Origin of the sequence: Biostraticola tofi, from assembly GCF_004343195.1 — a bacterium.
GTDB classification, from domain to species: Bacteria; Pseudomonadota; Gammaproteobacteria; order Enterobacterales; family Enterobacteriaceae; genus Biostraticola; species Biostraticola tofi.
In genome coordinates, this window is sequence record NZ_SMCR01000002.1 from 122,819 (window position 1) to 140,967 (window position 18,149).

Here is an 18,149-nt window from a genome sequence, read left to right on the forward strand (position 1 = left end):
CTTAATCGTCCTGGTGAGGGAATAAAGTGTTATCAATCAAATCGCACAGGCAGTTTACCGTCAGCATGTGCATTTCCTGGATGCGGGCGCTGCGATGAGAAGGAATGCGGATTTCAACGTCCTGCTCGCCGAGCAGTCCGGCAAGCTCACCTCCATCATAGCCTGTCAGAGCGATAATAGTCATATCGCGGGTGACCGCCGCCTCAACGGCCTTGACGATATCCCGGCTATTGCCGCGGGTAGAAATAGCCAGCAGCACATCGCCCGCCTGGCCCAGCGCCCTGACCTGTTTGGCATAAACCTCCTGATGCAGGCGATCGTTGGCGATCGCCGTCAGCACGACGTTATCGGCGCACAGCGCAATCGCCGGCAGGCTCGGCCGCTCGGTTTCATAGCGATTGATCATGCTGGCGGCAAAATGCTGGGCATTGGCGGCCGAGGTGCCATTGCCGCAGCACAGAATCTTGTTGCCGTTCAGCAGCGCCTGCACCAATGTGGTGGCCGCCCGGGAAATAGCGTCTGGTAAAGCCTCGGCAGCCGCTATCTGGGTTTGGATACTTTCGGTGAAACAGCCTTTGATTCTTTCCAGCACGTGAATTAAACCTAAATTATTATAAAATGAATCATCATCAGGATGCGTCGAGCGCGTTCCGGAGCCATTATGAACCGAACGCATTCCGCAGCCATTCTACCTGGTGTCCGGTAATGGCTAATACATCGAAACGGCAAGCACATGTGTCCAGGCTGCTTCCGTGGCGCGCCAGCCAGACTGCGGCTGCCAGCCGGAGCCGCTGTTGCTTGCGTATGGTCACGCTTTGGGCTGCGGTACCGAAAGCGTCATTGCGGCGATAGCGTACTTCGACGAATACCCAGGTTTGCTTATCCCGCATTATCACATCGATTTCACCGCCGCGCAGCGTCACGTTGGCAGCGATAAACCGCAGACCGGCTCGCTCCAGATAATGGCGGGCGCGCAATTCCATCTGCGCACCGCGTTCCCTGCTGCTTACTGGGCCTGAACCAGCTGGCCCCGTTGGTATTTCAGCCATGATAACTTCCTGTTGATAACACAATCTCCTGATGCGGTCAGCAGACCGGTTCCGCCTGTAATCTGGAAACCGGGAATTTGACGCATCTGGGTAAAGTGATTGGCCAGCGTCCAGGCATCCATGCCCATCGCGTACAAGCGCACCAGTGAATAATCCGCGTTGAACTGGCGGCGGGTCTGCTGCAGTAATGCGGGATTAGCACCGGTAAGTAAAGGAATATCGCTGAACTCAAGGCCATCGAGCTCCAGCCGGTAGTCTGGTCCGGCGTCGGCCTGATAGCTGCGCGAGCTGGCGAACAGCGCCGGTTTGCTGCGCGAGCTGGTGCGCATGTCGATCATCGGTTTGATGAGCGCAAGCTCCGCCGGGGTAGCAATAATGTACACCGCATCCACGTTGCCGCTCGGCGCCGCCGAAGGAGAGACCGCGCCGTCTGATGACGGTGCGTCCAGGGTCAGGCCGGCAATGGTCACGGACTGTGGCGCGCCGGCGGCCGTGCCGGTGACCGGCGTGCCGGAAAGTCGGATGCCTGCGCCGCTGTTGATCCCCTGTTTAAGCTCGGCGGCCGAGCCGATGCGCTGCTCAAGCACCGTACTGCCGCCTGCCTGCGCCCAGGCTTCAGAGAACGCTTTGGCGACACGGTCGCCCAACGGACCCCGGGGGATCAGCAGCAGCGGCTGCTGCCTGCCCTGATGATAGATATGGGCGGCTGCGTCTCGGGCTTCATCCTCCGGCGAGAGGGCGAAGTAGCACATGTTTGGCCGGTTCTGCAGGTTTTCAGGGTGGTTGAGCGCCAGCACATTCAGGGTACCCGGCGCGTTGTAGAGCTGCTCGACTTCGTTTTTCAGCAGCGGACCGACAACCAGGGTCGCGCCATCCTGCTGCGCCCGGGTCAGCAATGCGGGCAGAGACTGACCCACGGTGTCATACACCTGGACCTCGACATTTGCAGCAGGGGCCGGGACAACGTCAGGCTGTCCGGCGGCGCCTGTTGCGCCATCGTTGGTCTCGGTGGCGCCGACCGGCAGCTGTGTATCGCCAGCGCTGTCGCCAACTGCGGGAACCTGGCCACCGGCAGCGGCGCTGTCGCCTGCTGCGGGAACCTGGCCACCGGCGGCGGCGCTGTCGCCTGCTGCGGGAATCTGGCCGCCGGCAGCGGCGGTGTCTACCGGCTGTGGCGCCGGGGCGGTGATTTGCTGGCCGTTTCTGGCGGCGTTAAAACCCTGCTGTATGGCGTTGGAAAACACGCGCGCCTGGCCGCTCAGCGGCAGCAGCAGCGCTATTTTGCCGACGCTTCCCGGCTGGTAGTTCTGCATCTGGCTTAACGAGGTCGGCAGAGTTTTGGCCGCCGGATTATGCGGATAGCGAACCTGCCAGTCGGCGATAGCGGTTTTAAGCAGCGTCGGATCCTGGCGGTTATCGTTATAGATTCTTAGCAGATCAAGCCAACCCTGCAGCACGTTTTCATCGGCGTTGATAGCAATACCGGCTTGCTGCTGAGCGGTCAGGCCCAGCAGCGCCTGCCAGGTCTGATCGATATTCTGCTGATGGGCATCCTGGCCGACCAGCGGCTCCTGAGCAATCAGTACCCGGACGAGGTCAAGTGAGGGCTGGCTCTTGCCGGCACTGATGTAGGCCTGATAGTAGCGGAGCTTCTGGGCATCGGTGAGGCTGCCGGCATTCAGCTGCTTCAATGCCGCCAGGGCATTCTGCTGCTGGCCCTGGGCGAGAGCGAATTCTGCCGACAGCAGCACCCGTTCACGCTGCAGGGCTTCATTAAGCCCCTGTGGCAATGCGCTGAGCTGGCGGTTGGCCTCATCGAGCTTGCCTTCGTTTATCAATGCGCGAATGGCAAGTAATTGGTAGCCGGTCTTGGTATCATCGCTGCTTTGCTGCATCTGCTGCAGATAGTAGGATGAACTGGCTCCTGCCTTTTCCTGTACGCCGCCGGCGCTGCCCCGCGGCGCCTGACCGGTACAGGCTGCCAGTATCAGCGCGGCCAGAACGACAGGGATGACGCGCCTTGTTTTCAAACCCATGACATTTGAGGGAAGCATACTGTATCCAGTGATGTTTTTTTCAAGATGCTCAATATTAAATCGGCAATCCGGATGAGACAATGAATCAACACCAACAAGCGGATATTTCCGCATCAACGCTTTATGTGGTACCGACTCCCATTGGTAATCTGGAGGACATCACCCTGCGGGCGCTGTCGGTCCTCAAGCGGGTTGATCTTATTGCCGCCGAGGATACCCGTCATACCGGCCTATTGTTACAACATTTTGCCATAAATGCGCGCCTGTTCGCGCTGCATGATCATAACGAGCAGCAAAAAGCCGACGTGCTGCTGGCGAAACTGCAACAGGGGCAAAGTATAGCTCTGGTATCGGACGCCGGTACGCCGCTGATTAATGATCCTGGCTATCATCTGGTGCGGCGCTGTCGCGAGGCCGGCATTCGCGTGGTTCCGCTCCCCGGGGCCTGCGCGGCGATAACCGCGCTCTGTGCCGCCGGTCTGCCCTCCGACCGCTTCTGTTATGAAGGTTTCCTGCCGGCAAAGCGCAAAGGACGCCAGGATACGCTCAGGGCGCTGGAGCAGGAGCCAAGGACACTGATTTTTTATGAATCAACCCATCGCCTGCTGGACAGCCTGCAGGATATGGTCACCGTCTGGGGCCCTTCCCGTTATGTGGTGCTGGCCCGGGAAATGACCAAGACCTGGGAAAATATCACCGGGGCGCCGGTCGCCGAACTGCTGGCATGGGTGAGTGAGGATGAGAAGCGTGCCCGGGGGGAAATGGTGCTGATCGTCGAAGGGTTTCACGCCGAGGAAGACGCCTTGCCGCCGGAGGCGCTGCGTACGCTTGCACTGCTGCAGAAGGATTTACCGCTTAAAAAAGCCGCCGCCATTGCCGCCGAGATCCATGGCGTGAAGAAAAATGCCCTGTATCGCCATGTCCTGGCGATTTCCGGGGATGACAACTGAGTCGAAAACCCCTATACTCCGCGCCGGAGTTGGCTAGACAGTCGCCGCTTGAGTCTTGTTCTTTCGGGAACAGGAATTGAGGGGAGGAAAGTCCGGGCTCCATAGGGCAGGGTGCCAGGTAACGCCTGGGGGGTGCAAACCCACGACCAGTGCAACAGAGAGCAAACCGCCGATGGCCCGCTTAGGCGGGATCAGGTAAGGGTGAAAGGGTGCGGTAAGAGCGCACCGCGCAGCTGGCAACAGTTTGCGGCACGGTAAACTCCACCCGGAGCAAGGCCAAATAGGGGTTCACAAGGTACGGCCCGTACTGAACCCGGGTAGGCTGCTTGAGCCAACGCGCGAGCGTTGGCCTAGATGAATGACTGTCCACGACAGAACCCGGCTTAACGGCCAACTCCACTATTGCGTTAACCCCATGCCTCATAATGGCATGGGGTTTTTTTTGCCCTGGCTACTGCCGGGCCAGGTCGATAAGCAGCGCCCTGGCGGCGGTTACTGCGCGGATGATCACCGAAGATTCCTGCTGAATGAACGCGCCGTCGCCACAGTCAAGATGCAGCGTGTCGGCGGTCTGACGCTGAATATCCATGCGTCCGTTGATCGACTGCAGGTAGGCATTGTTAGCCAGTAAAGGCAGGGTTAGCTGTTCGCCGGCAGGCAAATCCACATGCCTTATCCAGGCCTGTTGCCGCAATTGCATGCTGCCATTGGCCCCATCGGGCGAGGCCATGAGGCTTAGGGATTCATGGCTGCGCCCGATATGCTGGATCGGCGGATTGTCGCGGCTTGGACATACGTCCAGCCAGAGCTGCAGGCGGGTAAGCGGCGTTTGACCCGGGTTGTGTTCGCTGTAGCTGATGCCGGGTTGCGCCGACAATAACACGGCATCGCCGCAGCCTGCATGGAGATGGCGGCCTTCGCTGTCCCGATACTCAGCCTGGCCCTGCAGCACGATATTCAGGATATCAACTCGAGGATAGGTGCGGGGCTGGAAGGCGGCACCGGCGGTAATCAGTTCCTGGTTGAGCACGCGCAGCGCATCAAAACCCAGCAGTTCGGGGTCGAAATAATGACCAAAAGAAAAAGTATATCTCGCCTGGAGCCAACCGTAGTCAGCCTGGCCGCATTGGCCGGCGGTTCTGGGTGTGATCATGGTTGTATCGGCTCCATGCGGTAGAATAGGTAAATACTAAGGGTCTGGACGGCAGATTGTTAGCAAGATAATCTGCTGGCTATATTCAAAATTCCTGAATGAGTGGCCAATGGCAAGAGACCGAGCATTAACCCTTGAAGCGTTGCGGGTCATGGATGCAATTGATCGCCGGGGCAGCTTTGCCGCCGCGGCTGATGAACTGGGCCGCGTTCCGTCGGCGCTCAGCTACACCATGCAAAAGCTTGAGGATGAGCTTGATGTGGTGCTGTTCGATCGCTCCGGCCACCGCACCAAATTTACCCACGTAGGACGAATGCTGCTGGAGCGCGGGCGTATACTGCTAGAAGCTGCGGATAAACTGACCACCGATGCCGAAGCGCTGGCCCGGGGCTGGGAAACGCATTTGACAGTGGTGGCCGAAGCCCTGGTGCCGGCGGAAAAACTGTTTCCGTTGATTGACAAGCTGGCGCTAAAAGCCAATACCCAGGTATCGGTGATAACCGAAGTGTTGGCGGGTGCCTGGGAACGGCTGGAGCAGGGGCGGGCCGATATCGTGATTGCACCGGACAGTAATTTCCGGCCGTCGTCCGAATTTAACAGCCGCAAGCTTTATCGCGTACTGAATGTGTATGTCGCCAGCCCTGACCATCCGATTCACCAGGAACCGGAGCCATTGTCGGAGGTGACCCGCGTCAAGTATCGGGGTATCGCCATCGCCGATACCGCCCGCGAGCGGCCGGTACTGACGGTGCAGTTGCTGGACAAGCAGCAGCGCCTGACCGTCAGTTCGATGTCGGATAAACGCAAAGCGCTGCTGGCGGGGCTTGGGGTTGCGACCATGCCCTATCCGTTGGTTGAGGAAGATATTGCCGCCGGTCGCTTGAGGGTAGTCAGCCCGGAATACAGTGTTGAAATCGATATCATCATGGCCTGGCGGCGCGACAGCATGGGTGAAGCCAAATCCTGGTTTCTGCGCGAAATCCCCAAACTGTTTACTCAGCGATAATGCTGCTGTTTTCATCGGTACCGAATCGTATGTCCCGGCCGTGAGGTTCGCTCAGATCCTGATCCGGTCCGATGGCGATAATCCCTTGGGGATTCAGCGTCGGGTGGCTGCGGTAATAGTGATGACGAATGTGGGCCAGATCCACCGTATCGGCAATACCCGGTATCTGGTAAATATCGCGCAGGAAGCCGCTGAGATTTAAATAATCGCTGATGCGATGGCGGGAGCATTTGAAATGGGTCACATAGACCGGATCAAAGCGGATAAGCGTCGTCCACAGGCGCAGATCGGCCTCGGTCAGGCGATTGCCGGTCAGGAAGCGGTGGCGTCCCAGGATCTCTTCCAGCCGACCAAGTGCGTCAAAAACGCCGGATACCGCCTGGTCATAGGCTTCTTGAGAGGTGGCGAAGCCTGCTTTGTAGACGCCATTATTCACCTGGTCGTAGATCCAGCCGTTAAGCGCATCGATCTGACTGCGAAGCGCCGGAGGATAGTAATCGCCCGCTCGGGCGCCGACAACGTCGAACGCCTGGTTGAACATGCGGATGATATCGGCGGACTCATTGCTGACAATGGTCTGCTGCTCGGTATCCCAGAGTATCGGCACCGTAGTGCGACCACTGTAGCGAGGATCGGCCTGCAGATAAAGTTGGTAGACATAACGGTGGTGATTTAACTGATCACCGGTAGCGGCGGGGAAATCAGTATCGAAGGTCCAGCCGTTCTCCAGCATCAGCGGATGCACTACCGAAACCGGGATAAGGTTTTCCAGCCCTTTAAGCTTACGCATGATAAGCGTGCGGTGCGCCCAGGGGCAGGCCAGGGAAACATACAGATGGTAGCGATGTGCGGCGGCGGCGAAGCCGTTACGACCGTCAGGACCGGCCGAACCGTCCGGGGTCACCCAATTGCGGAACTGCGCGGCTGAGCGTTCAAAATGGCCGCCCGAGGCTTTGGTATCGTACCATTGGTCCTGCCATTTTCCTTCGACGAGCAATCCCATAAACCGTCTCCTAGCAATGAATGGCCGTAGCCTGAAACCTCATTTACCCAACATGATATCTAAGTGTAATGCCTAAGGAGACAAGTATAGTTTCCTCAGGCGGCATGGCAGCTTACGTCGTTACCATTTTTTGTTCAGCAGGCGATCAATGCTGAAAGCGCCGGGGCCGGTCACCGCCAGCAGCAGAAAACCGCCTGCAATGGTCAGGTTCTTCATGAACATGATTTGATTCGGGCCCTGAGCGAAATCGATATGGAACAGGAAGGCGGTGAGCAGGGTGAACACCGCGGTGATGATGGCGGTAGTACGGGTAAGGAAACCAAACAGTACCGCCAGGCCGCCGCCTAATTCCAAAAGGATCGTCAAGGGCAACAGGAATCCGGGTACGCCCATGGCTTCCATATATTGCTGGGTGCCGGCATAGCCGCTGATTTTGCCGTAACCGGCAACGATAAACAGTATTGGCATCAGTACTCGTGCAATCAGGATGGCACCATCATCTAATTTTTTCATCTTTCATTTCCCGGTCATTCAGCGTGGCTGATAATCTTTTTTTTGATTAATGGCAGAAATTTTGCAGCCTTAGCCGCTCTGTCTGCCGTCGGTGTGGCATGGCAGGCATCTTATCGCCGTCAAATGACAGCGGATAGCGAGTAAAATTGTGTGATTAACTCAAAAAAACTGATATAGAACCGGAAGGAAGAAAATGGGCGGGAGGGTCAAAAATGGCAGCGTGCTATTGGAAATAAAAAAGCCGCCGGTAAATCAACGGCGGCTTATACGATGGCTGCGCTAGAGGAACCAGCAGCGGCACTCGGCATCATTGCCCTGCCTGCGAATTTCGTCAGCGGGACTGTAATGATTTGCGAATCAGTTTAACCGTACCCATAATCCCTACCACACGTCTGGCCCACAGCACCAGTTTACTGGGATGGCGCAGGTTATAAACTGCCAGCAGGCTTGAGCCTGCTATCAGGTATTTACGGTAATGCATAATGCTCTGCCAGGCGCGATCATAGCGCTCTGTGGCCAGTGACCACTCGCGCTTACCGGCAGATAACTCAATGCGCTGCTGGTGAACCTTCCGTAACAGCAACTGTTTCTTGGGCGAAAGGCTCATCGGCGCTCCCTTTCCTTTTGCTGTTTACGTTGTGCTTCTTCCTCACGGATCTCATCCTGGACTTTTTCGAGCAGGTTGCGATCCACCTGAAGTTCTTCACGGGTCGAACCGAGCAGAGTGGACTGGCGTGCTTTACGCAACGTCATTACCGCACCAACAATCGCCAGTAACAGCAGTATGCCGGTGGTCCAGGCGATAGCGATTAAGCGATACTGTGGGTCAATAGCCCAAATCACCAGGACCAGCATGCTCATCAGGCCAAAGGCCGCCAGCAACAAGGTGATGCCCGCCATCATCAGCATCTGGATAATGTTGGCCTTTTCCTCTTCAAGCTCCACTACCGCCAGACGAAGGCGAGTTTCCACCATACCGACAAGAATTGTCACTATCCGTTGACCAATAGTAAAAACGCCCTGGCCGGGGCCTTGAGTATGTTGATCCATTATGATTAACGCCGGGTTATGATTGCACCAAGGATAAATCCTGCAACAGCACCGATACCAATGCCTACCCAGGGATTTTCGTGAACATATTCGTCGGCCCGGTCAGCGACGATTTTAGTCTGTTCAGCCAGACGTTCACTGCCATCACCCAGGCGGGTGCGAGTTTCTTTTAACGCGCTTTCCGCCTTACTGCGCAATTTTTCAAATTCTGCCTTGGGCTTTTGCGAAGAACCACGCAGGACTTCTTCAAGTGTGTCGGCCAAAGATTTGAGTTCGGTGCGCAAATGTTCAGAGGTGGTGTCTTTAATCATTATTGTACTCCTTCGACGCTGACTATCGGGGTGGCCGGCAGGGGTCAAGCAAAGTAGCCGGTATCATTAAATTGACATATAAATTCAAGACTTATAGTAAAGCGTAGCCCGAAATTCTCAATTGGCAAAAAACGGTTGGCTTTTTCTTGGGTTTATTTGCCCGCAGTGCTATGCGGGCAGGGGCAGGGCTGTACTGAATGCGGGGAAAATACCGGGTGCTCAGCTTACACTGGCGCTGGGTTTATTCAGCTTATACAGCCAATGGCCGGTAGTCTGACGATCGCTTGGCAGAATGGAATAATCACCCTTGAGGTCGTCCTTCAGCGCTCGCTGAGCTGCCAAGGCTTGCTCAGGCGTATCCAGCAGGATAATCAGGCTGTCCCTGGCCGGAGTTATGCTCTTGATTTTGATGCCGCGTCCATTAAGCAGTTGGTAAACATAAAAACCGTCCGGCAGCGAACCATGTTCGCTCGCCAGCTTGATTTCCAGCGCGGTTTCTTTATTCAGCAATGCCGGCAGCAGCAGGCAGACGGCGAGTATCGTCACCAGGGCCAATACGCCGTAACGCAGCAGGCGGTGATGGCGGCAGCGGCGCAGCAACGTGAGAATGCTCAACGTCCTTTCTCCGCGCTGGCGGCATGTTTGCGGCGCCATATCACGACAATCGAGCCAAACAGACCGAATACCAGCAGCACCAGCGGCAACAGCATCAGTACCAGCATCAGTTCATCCTCGTAACGACGGAACAGCGCCGTTTTGCCCAGCACAAAGCCGAGCGAGGTCAGGATAAATACCCAGAGAAAGGCACTCATCCAGTTGAAGAATTGAAAGCGAGCGTTGCTGAGTCCGGAAAGACCGGCGATAGTCGGCAGCAGCGTACGGACGAAAGCCACAAAGCGGCCAACTAACAGGGCTGATAAACCGTGTCGATAAAACATCTGGTGGGCGCGCTGATGATAGTGTGCCGGCAGATGGGCCAGCCAGGATTGCACGATGCGGTTGTTTTCCAGCCAACGGCCTTGTATGTAGCTTATCCAACTGCCAAGGCTTGCCGCGAGAGTTAACAGAAGAATGGTCAGGGGAAAATTCATGGTGCCCTTCGCCACCAGTACGCCAACAAGGATTAGCAGGCTGTCGCCGGGCAGAAAGGCCGCCGGTAAAACACCGTTTTCGAGAAAAAGAATAACAAATATCAGTAAATAGATGGTCCAGACCAGTTTAGGGTCCGCCAGAGTGTCAAAATCTTGTTGCCAGAGGGCGTGCAGCAAGTCTTTTATTATATCCATTCGATATTCCCGGCTTGAAACAGCATTTTCTATTTCCGTCAAAGTATCTTGCTGAACTTCGGCTCAGCACAGGGGCAAAGTGCCCGGTTATCTTCATGAACGATGACATATATCAGTAGCGGGATCACCGCCCGGCCTGACATGGTGTGTCCTGAGATGGTCTCTGCACGGAAGTATTCACGAAGTGGTTACCGGCACAATGGGCAGCCGTTAAAAAGTGTAAGAAACTGCCTGCCATTGTAACAATACCAGCATGTCCGAGACAGGAAAATATAGTCGACGCCGTGGCTTTGAACAGGGTTTTTGTCTGAAAGGCAGAGTAAAAAAACGCTCTTTACATGGCCTGACAGTAAAACAACATTAATTGACCATAAGAATATCGCCCGGGTCGTCAGCGTTCTGAGGGCCGGCGCAGAGGGTTATTTAACGCTATTGGCCAGATTGTCGAGGTGAACGACCGGATTTTCCGAAAACATGTAGCGATCAACGTTGAATTCAAAATCGTCGGTAGTGGCATGGAAAAGCATCTGCTTGGTATTTTCCAGGTGTTGCCACATCGCCAACTTGGCGGCATAGGGGTCCTTACGCATCAGTGCCCGCAGAATATGGTCATGATCCTCGCACCAGCTGGCGATGGATTTGTCGTCAATATGCTCATGGAGCTTACGCCAATAGGGGTTATGTACCCGCTGACTCCACATTTGCTCAACGATGGTAGCCATTGCCGTATTCTGAGTGGCCAGCGCGACCTGCACATGGAATTTCAAATCCCACTGAGAGTCGCGAAAGCGGTCCTCAAGCCGGGCATTATCCTGGATTTCCATCAGTTGCACGATATCCTGCTTGGTCACCTGGGTGGCGGCGAATTCGGCGATATTGCTTTCAATAAGCTGGCGGGCCTGCAGCAATTCAAACGGTCCGGCAGTGGCGAACTGGACTTCAGTGCCGGCGGTGACCAGGTTTTTCTGCTGATTGGAGATGACATGGATACCTGAGCCCTTGCGGACTTCAACATACCCCTCGACCTCTAGCATGATGATGGCTTCACGCACAACGGTGCGACTGACGTTCATTTCTTCGGCAATGTAACGTTCAGCGGGAAGTTTTTCACCGACCCGGTAATTCCCTGACTCGATGCGTCGTTTGAGCTCGGCTGCGAGCTGCTGATATAACCGCCGGGTTTCAGTGAATTCCATGATGCGTGCTCTTCGACAAGGAGGCCAGAATGGCCTTGGCTGGTGATGCCGTCCATACTAAACGTTAGGCGCGAGTGATATTTATTTGTTATACCACTTCTTACCAGCCCAGGCCAGCCGCTAACGTGGCCGCTTACTGTTCTTTGCAATGAGCCAGCGGCATAAAAAAAGGCACCGCGAACTGCCGGTGCCGATCTTCAAGCCGATGTCATATCAAGCCAATGTCGTCAGTAGGGCTGATGGCCCGGTATCTCCGGGCCTATCGGCCAGTATCAGTTCAGGTGGGCGGGCTTGAGTTGCTCATCCTCCAGCTTGGGTTCGGCAGCAGGGCGATTCTGCAGTATAGTCCAGATAGCCACAGCACCCAGTAAGTCAAGGACCGCCAATACTGCAAACAGCGGGCTGAAGCCGATAGTGTCGGCCAGTGCGCCGACGACCAGCGCAAACATCGTGCTTGCCATCCAGGCGGCCATACCCGTCAGACCATTCGCGGTGGCCACTTCATTACGGCCGAACACGTCAGAGGAAAGCGTAATCAGCGCGCCGGACAGGGACTGGTGAGCAAAACCGCCGATGCACAGCAGGCCAATAGCGACATAGGGGCTGGCAAACAGACCAATCATGCCGGGGCCAATCATCAGGAAAGCCCCCAGGGTGACCACCAGTTTACGGGACACAATCAGGTTAACGCCAAAAACGCGCTGGAAGAATGGGGGCATATAGCCGCCGACGATACAGCCCAGGTCGGCGAACAACATCGGCATCCAGGCGAACATCGCGATTTCTTTAAGGTTGAATCCATAAGCCTTGAACATAAACAGCGGGATCCAGGCGTTAAAGGTACCCCAGGCCGGTTCAGCCAGGAAACGCGGCACGGCAATGCCCCAGAACTGGCGGTTTTTCAGGATCTGCCAGGCAGACATTTTCTTGCCGTTATTAACCTGGTGCTGGGCTTCCTGGCCCTCGAGAATATAGTCGCGCTCTTCGTCGCTGAGTTTTTTCTGATTTTTCGGGTGCTTATAGAATACCAGCCAGGCGATCGCCCAAGCCATGCTCAGTACGCCGGTAATGATGAAGGCCATTTCCCAACTGTGCAAGACGATAGCCCAGACCACCAGCGGTGGCGCCAGCATCGCGCCTATCGAGGATCCGACATTAAAGTAGCCGACGGCGATAGAACGCTCTTTGGCCGGAAACCATTCACTGCTGGCTTTCAAACCGGCAGGGATCATCGCCGCTTCGGCCATACCGACCGCGCCGCGGGCGATCGCCAGTCCGCCCCAACTGCTGGCCAGCGCCGTGCCCATGCAGAATACCGCCCAAAGAATGGCAAACATCGCATAGCCGACTTTGGTACCCAGCAAATCCAGCACATAACCGGCAACCGGTTGCATGATGGTATAACAGGCTGAATATGCGGCAATAATATAGGAATATTGCTGGGTGGTGATATGCAGTTGGTCCTGTAAGGTCGGAGCCGCCACTGCAATGGCATTACGCGTCAGGTAGCCCAGCACCGTACCTACGGTGACCAGAGCAATCATATACCAGCGTAACCCTTTTATTTTACGCATTACCACTTCTCCCAATCAGATTAAGTCGTCACCCCATGGCATAACGCGCCGGGGATGCCGGGTACCAGGGTTTCGTTATTGTCGAGCGATGCCGGTAAATGCGCCTTGCCAACGCATCACCGTGGAACTCTCGGGTCCGGCTGGCAATCGGCTGCTGCCTGTTCCGAAGGTTCGCCTCGCCTCAGTGGTAATGAACCTGCAAGCCTCATTACCAAAAATTAATTGAGTCTGAGCTCAATGCGGCGCTACGATAACTTGTCATACAGATTTAAAAGTTGAGAGCCATCACAAAAACCATTATTTATTTAGGGGATAATAAACCCGTCCCCAGAGAGGCCGGTAAGCCCTTTACTGACCTAATATTGTTGAGTTTTTGTTTAATCTGACCGGAAATGTGCTACCAGGAGCCTGCAAGGTCCCGTAAATACGCTAAAATTGGTATGACACCTTTCAACAATTCAGAAACATAACTCAGAGAAGATGAAGGTGAGGAGCCTAGTATGTCCGCGTTTTTGACCGAAGATTTTTTACTGGATACCGAATTTGCCCGTCGTCTGTATCATGACTATGCGGTGGATCAGCCAATTTTTGACTTTCACTGCCATTTGCCGCCTGAACAGATCGCCGAAAACTATCGGTTCAAAAACCTGTATGATATCTGGCTGAAAGGTGATCATTACAAATGGCGCGCCATGCGCACCAACGGCGTGGCTGAGCGTTTTTGTACCGGTGATGCCGGCGACTGGGAGAAATTCGAAGCCTGGGCGCAGACCGTTCCCCATACCATCGGCAACCCGCTCTATCACTGGACGCATCTTGAACTGCGCCGTCCGTTTGGGATCACCGATACGTTGCTTTCTCCATCGACCGCCAGGCAAGTCTGGGATCGCGGCAATGCCTTACTGGCGGAAGACCGTTTTACCGCACGCGGCATCATGCAGCAGATGAATGTCAAAATGGTGGGTACCACTGATGATCCGATTGATGACCTGCGCCACCATAAAGCCGTTGCTGAAGACAGCAGTTTCTCTATAAAGGTATTGCCTAGCTGGCGCCCGGATAAAGCGTTTAATATCGAGGCCGCAGGCTTTGCTGATTATATCAAGCGCCTGGAAGCGGCAGCTGATACCTCTATCAGCAGCTTCAGTGATCTCCGCGAGGCCCTGAGCAAACGGCTGGATCATTTTGCCGCCCACGGCTGTAAAGTGTCAGATCATGCGTTGGATGTGGTGATGTATGGCGAAGCGGATGACGCTACCCTGGACCGCATTCTGACCAGCAGGCTGTCGGGGACTATTCCTGCGCCTGATGCCGTGGCTCAGTTCAAAACCGCGGTATTGGTATTCCTGGGTTCTGAATACAACCGTCGCGGCTGGGTACAGCAGTACCACATCGGCGCGCTGCGCAATAACAATAGCCGGATGCTGAAACTGCTCGGGCCTGATACCGGTTTCGACTCAACCAATGACCAGCCGATTGCTCAGCCGCTGTCGCGTTTGCTGGATGCGCAGGCCAAAAACAACGCCTTGCCGAAAACCATCCTTTATTGCCTGAACCCTAGCGATAACGAAACCATCGGCACCATGATCGGCAATTTCCAGGGCGAAGGCATGCCGGGCAAAATGCAGTTTGGTTCCGGCTGGTGGTTTAACGACCAGAAAGACGGTATGCAGCGCCAGATGACCCAGCTTGCCAATCTGGGCCTGCTAAGCCGTTTTGTCGGCATGCTTACCGACAGCCGTAGTTTCCTGTCCTATACCCGTCATGAGTATTTCCGCCGCATCCTTTGCCGGATGATCGGCCATTGGGTGCAGGACGGTGAAGCGCCTGCGGATATCCAACTGCTGGGCGAGATGGTCAAGAACATCTGTTTCGATAATGCAAAAAGTTACTTTGCCATCGAGTTGTGATCCTGTGCGGACGGGGAAGCGCCTTCCTCGTCCCCAATATTGAATATTTAGGGTAATAGTGCATGCAAACGTTAAACCGTGAAAACGTCCCCGGCCCTCGCTATACCGATCGGGTTATCCAGTTCGGTGAAGGCAATTTTCTGCGCGCTTTTGTCGACTGGCAGCTTGATATCATCAATGAAACGACCGATTTGGATGCCGGTGTAGTGGTAGTTCGCCCGATCAATAGCGATTTCCCGCCATCGCTCAGCACCCAGGATGGTCTGTATACCACGATTATCCGCGGACTGAACGAACAGGGCGAAGTGGTGAAAACGTCGCGTATTATCCGATCGGTTAATCGTGAAATTAATGTCTATACCCAGTTTGATGATTACCTGGCGTTGGCACATGATGCCAACATTCGCTTTGTGTTCTCCAACACTACCGAGGCAGGCATCAGTTTCAATGCCGCGGACCGTTTTACCGACACGCCGCCCGACAGCTATCCGGCCAAATTGACCCGCTTACTGTTTGAGCGTTTCAGCCATTTTGACGGCGCGGCAGATAAAGGCTGGGTATTACTGCCTTGCGAGCTGATTGACTATAACGGGTCGGCCCTGCAGGAACTGGTGCTGAAATATGCCCAGCTGTGGACCCTGCCGACTGAATTCATTACCTGGCTCAAGGTCAGCAACACTTTCTGTTCTACCCTGGTCGACAGGATCGTTACCGGCTTCCCCCGTGATGAAGTCGAGGCGTTGCAGGCTGAACTGGGCTATAAAGACACATTTCTGGACACTGCAGAGCATTTTTATCTGTTCGTTATCCAGGGGCCGCAGTGGCTGGCCGGTGAATTGCGTCTTGATAAGGTCAATCTGAATGTGCTTATCGTCGACGACATCAAACCCTATAAAGAGCGGAAAGTCGCCATCCTTAATGGCGCCCATACCGCGCTGGTGCCGGTGGCTTTCCTGGCCGGGCTGGATACCGTGGGTGAGGCCATGAACGATACCCAGGTCAGCGCCTTTGTCGAAAAAGCCATTACCGAGGAAATCGTTCCGGTGCTGGATCTGCCCCATGACGAACTGACGTCATTTTCCCAAGCGGTCCTAGGCCGGTTCCGTAACCCGTTCATCCGCCATCAGTTGCTGTCGATCGCGCTGAACGGCATGACCAAATACCGTACCCGAATTCTGCCGCAGTTGCTGGTTTATCAGCAGCAGAAAGGAGAATTACCGGCCCGCCTGACGTTTGCGCTGGCGGCATTAATCGCCTTTTACCGTGGCGAACGCCAGGGCGAAAGTTATCCGCTGCAGGACGACGAACACTGGCTTAATCGTTATCGTGAGCTGTGGGCAGGCGTCAGCCAGGGCGCCGTATCGCTGCGGACCCTGGTCTCTGAAGTACTGGGCGATGCCGAACACTGGCAGCAGGACTTACGGCAAGTGCCGGGTCTGGCTGACCAGGTCGAGCAGCAATTGCAGTCCATTCTTCAGCAGGGCATGCGTAAGGCTGTTTCATCCTACTGTTAAGAGTAGAAAAGGTTAATTCATGCATATTATTAAAATACACCCGCTGGACAATGTGGTCGTCGCCCTGCAAGACTTGGCCGAGAATGAAACGGTGGAGATCGGGGGAGCGTCAATCACGCTTCCCCAGGCTGTCGCCCGCGGCCACAAGTTCGCGCTGAAACCGATAGGACAGGGCGAAATGATCGTGAAGTATGGCCTGCCGATAGGTCATGCGCTTGCGCCGATAGCGGCGGGTCAGCATATTCATTCGCAGAATGCCAAGACCAACCTGAGCGATCTGGACCAGTATCAGTATGAACCTGAGTTCATGACGCTGCCGGACCAGATGGGCGACCGGTCGGTGGAGATCTTCCGCCGCAATAACGGCCAGGTCGGTATCCGCAATGAATTGTGGATCTTGCCGACCGTCGGCTGTGTTAACGGTATCGCCCGCCAGATTCAACAGCGTTTTCTCAAGGAAACGTTTGGCGCTGAAGATATCGACGGCGTGCATCTTTTCTCCCATCCCTTTGGCTGTTCCCAACTGGGCCAGGATCATGAAAACACCCGTACCATGCTACAGAATATGGTGCGCCATCCCAATGCCGGCGCGGTGCTGGTCATTGGACTGGGCTGCGAAAACAATCAGGTCGATGTGTTTCGCACTACCCTTGGCGAATACGATCCGGAACGGGTAACCTTTATGGTCTGCCAGCAGCAGGACGATGAAGTGGAAGCCGGCCTGGAATGCCTACGCGCCCTGTATCAGGCGATGCGCGGCGACCAGCGTGAGCCAGGCAAACTGAGTGAGCTTAAATTTGGCCTGGAATGCGGTGGCTCTGACGGTCTTTCTGGCATTACCGCCAACCCGCTACTGGGACGCTTCTCGGATTATCTGATCGCTAACGGCGGCACCACGGTGCTGACTGAAGTGCCGGAAATGTTCGGTGCCGAGCGTATCCTGATGAGTCGCTGCCACGACCGTGACACCTTTGAAAAAACCGTGCAGATGGTTAATGACTTCAAGCAATACTTTATTGCCCATGAGCAGCCGATCTACGAGAATCCATCACCGGGAAACAAGGCCGGCGGCATAACCACCCTCGAGGAAAAATCACTCGGCTGTACACAGAAAGCCGGACAGAGCAAGGTCATGGATGTCCTCAAATACGGTGAGCGGCTGCAGGTTCCTGGCCTTAATCTGCTGAGTGCGCCGGGTAATGATGCCGTTGCCACCAGTGCGCTGGCGGGGGCGGGATGTCATATGGTGCTGTTCAGCACTGGCCGGGGTACGCCTTATGGCGGCTTTGTACCGACCGTCAAGCTTGCCACCAACAGTGAACTGGCGACCAAGAAGCCGCATTGGATTGATTTTGATGCCGGCAGGCTTATTCATGGGATGTCGATGGACGATGTACTGTCGGAGTTTGTCGGTCTGATTGTCGAGATAGCCAACGGCAAGCGGTCCAAGAACGAACTCAATGATTTCCGTGAACTGGCGATCTTCAAAAGTGGTGTAACATTGTAAAGCAATCACCTTAGACCTAGAATGGCAACGGCGTTTCAGTAATGAAACGCCGTTTTCTTTTATTCGCCTTGATCGGTATTTGCCTTAACAG

At 55.2% G+C, this 18,149-nt stretch carries 18 protein-coding genes and 1 other RNA gene; 6 read left to right on the forward strand and 13 right to left on the reverse strand.

Going from position 1 to position 18,149, the window contains the following annotated elements; all coding sequences use genetic code 11:
• Position 1 precedes the first annotated feature (1 nt).
• From diaA to EDC52_RS04735, 3 genes are all read right to left on the reverse strand, one after another.
• A complete protein-coding gene (diaA, locus tag EDC52_RS04725; protein WP_131864198.1) occupies positions 2-592 on the reverse strand; it encodes a DnaA initiator-associating protein DiaA in 591 nt (196 codons plus the stop codon).
• A gap of 67 nt (positions 593-659) precedes the next feature.
• Entirely contained in the window at positions 660-1,049 is a 390-nt protein-coding gene (locus EDC52_RS04730) for a YraN family protein (protein WP_131864199.1), read from the reverse strand.
• Positions 1,007-3,103, reverse strand: a complete 2,097-nt coding sequence (locus EDC52_RS04735; RefSeq protein WP_131864200.1) for a penicillin-binding protein activator — start codon at positions 3,101-3,103, stop codon at positions 1,007-1,009. The genes EDC52_RS04730 and EDC52_RS04735 overlap by 43 nt, the downstream gene beginning before the upstream one ends.
• A gap of 62 nt (positions 3,104-3,165) precedes the next feature.
• On the opposite strand from EDC52_RS04735, the gene rsmI reads away from it, so the two are divergent.
• Complete coding sequence (gene rsmI / locus EDC52_RS04740) at positions 3,166-4,035, forward strand: 16S rRNA (cytidine(1402)-2'-O)-methyltransferase (RefSeq protein ID WP_131864201.1); 870 nt, start codon at positions 3,166-3,168, stop codon at positions 4,033-4,035.
• A gap of 25 nt (positions 4,036-4,060) precedes the next feature.
• Positions 4,061-4,437, forward strand: an RNA gene (gene rnpB / locus EDC52_RS04745) — RNase P RNA component class A.
• 49 nt (positions 4,438-4,486) lie between these two features.
• On the opposite strand, the gene EDC52_RS04750 is transcribed toward rnpB, so the two are convergent.
• Positions 4,487-5,188 (reverse strand): pirin family protein, encoded by a 702-nt coding sequence (locus EDC52_RS04750; protein ID WP_131864202.1) that lies wholly within the window; start codon positions 5,186-5,188, stop codon positions 4,487-4,489.
• Between the two features lie 109 nt (positions 5,189-5,297).
• Here EDC52_RS04750 and EDC52_RS04755 point away from each other — a divergent pair, with 109 nt between their 5' ends.
• On the forward strand, positions 5,298-6,194 hold the full coding sequence (locus EDC52_RS04755; protein ID WP_131864203.1) for a LysR family transcriptional regulator: 897 nt from the start codon (positions 5,298-5,300) through the stop codon (positions 6,192-6,194).
• Here EDC52_RS04755 and EDC52_RS04760 read toward each other — a convergent pair.
• The 9 genes from EDC52_RS04760 to EDC52_RS04800 all read right to left on the reverse strand — a co-directional run bounded on the left by EDC52_RS04760 (position 6,181) and on the right by EDC52_RS04800 (position 13,127).
• Positions 6,181-7,197, reverse strand: a complete 1,017-nt coding sequence (locus EDC52_RS04760; RefSeq protein ID WP_131864204.1) for a glutathione S-transferase family protein — start codon at positions 7,195-7,197, stop codon at positions 6,181-6,183. The two genes, EDC52_RS04755 and EDC52_RS04760, sit on opposite strands and share 14 nt — an antisense overlap.
• A 120-nt stretch (positions 7,198-7,317) precedes the next feature.
• Entirely contained in the window at positions 7,318-7,710 is a 393-nt protein-coding gene (locus EDC52_RS04765) for a DoxX family protein (RefSeq protein ID WP_131864205.1), read from the reverse strand.
• Positions 7,711-8,041: 331 nt separating this feature from the next.
• Complete coding sequence (locus EDC52_RS04770; RefSeq protein WP_131864206.1) at positions 8,042-8,317, reverse strand: YqjK-like family protein; 276 nt, start codon at positions 8,315-8,317, stop codon at positions 8,042-8,044.
• On the reverse strand, positions 8,314-8,760 hold the full coding sequence (locus EDC52_RS04775; protein ID WP_131864207.1) for a phage holin family protein: 447 nt from the start codon (positions 8,758-8,760) through the stop codon (positions 8,314-8,316). The genes EDC52_RS04770 and EDC52_RS04775 overlap by 4 nt, the downstream gene beginning before the upstream one ends.
• Before the next feature lie 5 nt (positions 8,761-8,765).
• Complete coding sequence (locus tag EDC52_RS04780) at positions 8,766-9,071, reverse strand: DUF883 family protein (protein WP_131864208.1); 306 nt, start codon at positions 9,069-9,071, stop codon at positions 8,766-8,768.
• A 219-nt stretch (positions 9,072-9,290) separates the two neighbouring features.
• Positions 9,291-9,686: an EnvZ/OmpR regulon moderator MzrA gene (mzrA, locus tag EDC52_RS04785; RefSeq protein ID WP_165911658.1), complete on the reverse strand. Its 396-nt coding sequence runs from the start codon at positions 9,684-9,686 to the stop codon at positions 9,291-9,293.
• Positions 9,683-10,357, reverse strand: coding sequence for a DedA family protein (locus EDC52_RS04790; protein ID WP_131864210.1), 675 nt, complete (start codon positions 10,355-10,357; stop codon positions 9,683-9,685). Before EDC52_RS04790 ends, mzrA begins: the two co-directional genes overlap by 4 nt.
• Before the next feature lie 419 nt (positions 10,358-10,776).
• On the reverse strand, positions 10,777-11,553 hold the full coding sequence (exuR, locus tag EDC52_RS04795; RefSeq protein WP_131864211.1) for a transcriptional regulator ExuR: 777 nt from the start codon (positions 11,551-11,553) through the stop codon (positions 10,777-10,779).
• A gap of 272 nt (positions 11,554-11,825) precedes the next feature.
• The gene (locus EDC52_RS04800; protein WP_131864212.1) at positions 11,826-13,127 is read right to left on the reverse strand and encodes an MFS transporter; all 1,302 of its coding nucleotides are present in this window, start codon (positions 13,125-13,127) and stop codon (positions 11,826-11,828) included.
• Positions 13,128-13,627: 500 nt separating this feature from the next.
• On the opposite strand from EDC52_RS04800, the gene uxaC reads away from it, so the two are divergent.
• From uxaC to EDC52_RS04815, 3 genes are all read left to right on the forward strand, one after another.
• Positions 13,628-15,037: a glucuronate isomerase gene (gene uxaC, locus EDC52_RS04805; RefSeq protein WP_131864213.1), complete on the forward strand. Its 1,410-nt coding sequence runs from the start codon at positions 13,628-13,630 to the stop codon at positions 15,035-15,037.
• Between the two features lie 62 nt (positions 15,038-15,099).
• Positions 15,100-16,551 (forward strand): tagaturonate reductase, encoded by a 1,452-nt coding sequence (locus EDC52_RS04810; protein WP_131864214.1) that lies wholly within the window; start codon positions 15,100-15,102, stop codon positions 16,549-16,551.
• 19 nt (positions 16,552-16,570) lie between these two features.
• Positions 16,571-18,058: a UxaA family hydrolase gene (locus tag EDC52_RS04815; protein WP_131864215.1), complete on the forward strand. Its 1,488-nt coding sequence runs from the start codon at positions 16,571-16,573 to the stop codon at positions 18,056-18,058.
• Positions 18,059-18,149: the final 91 nt, after the last annotated feature.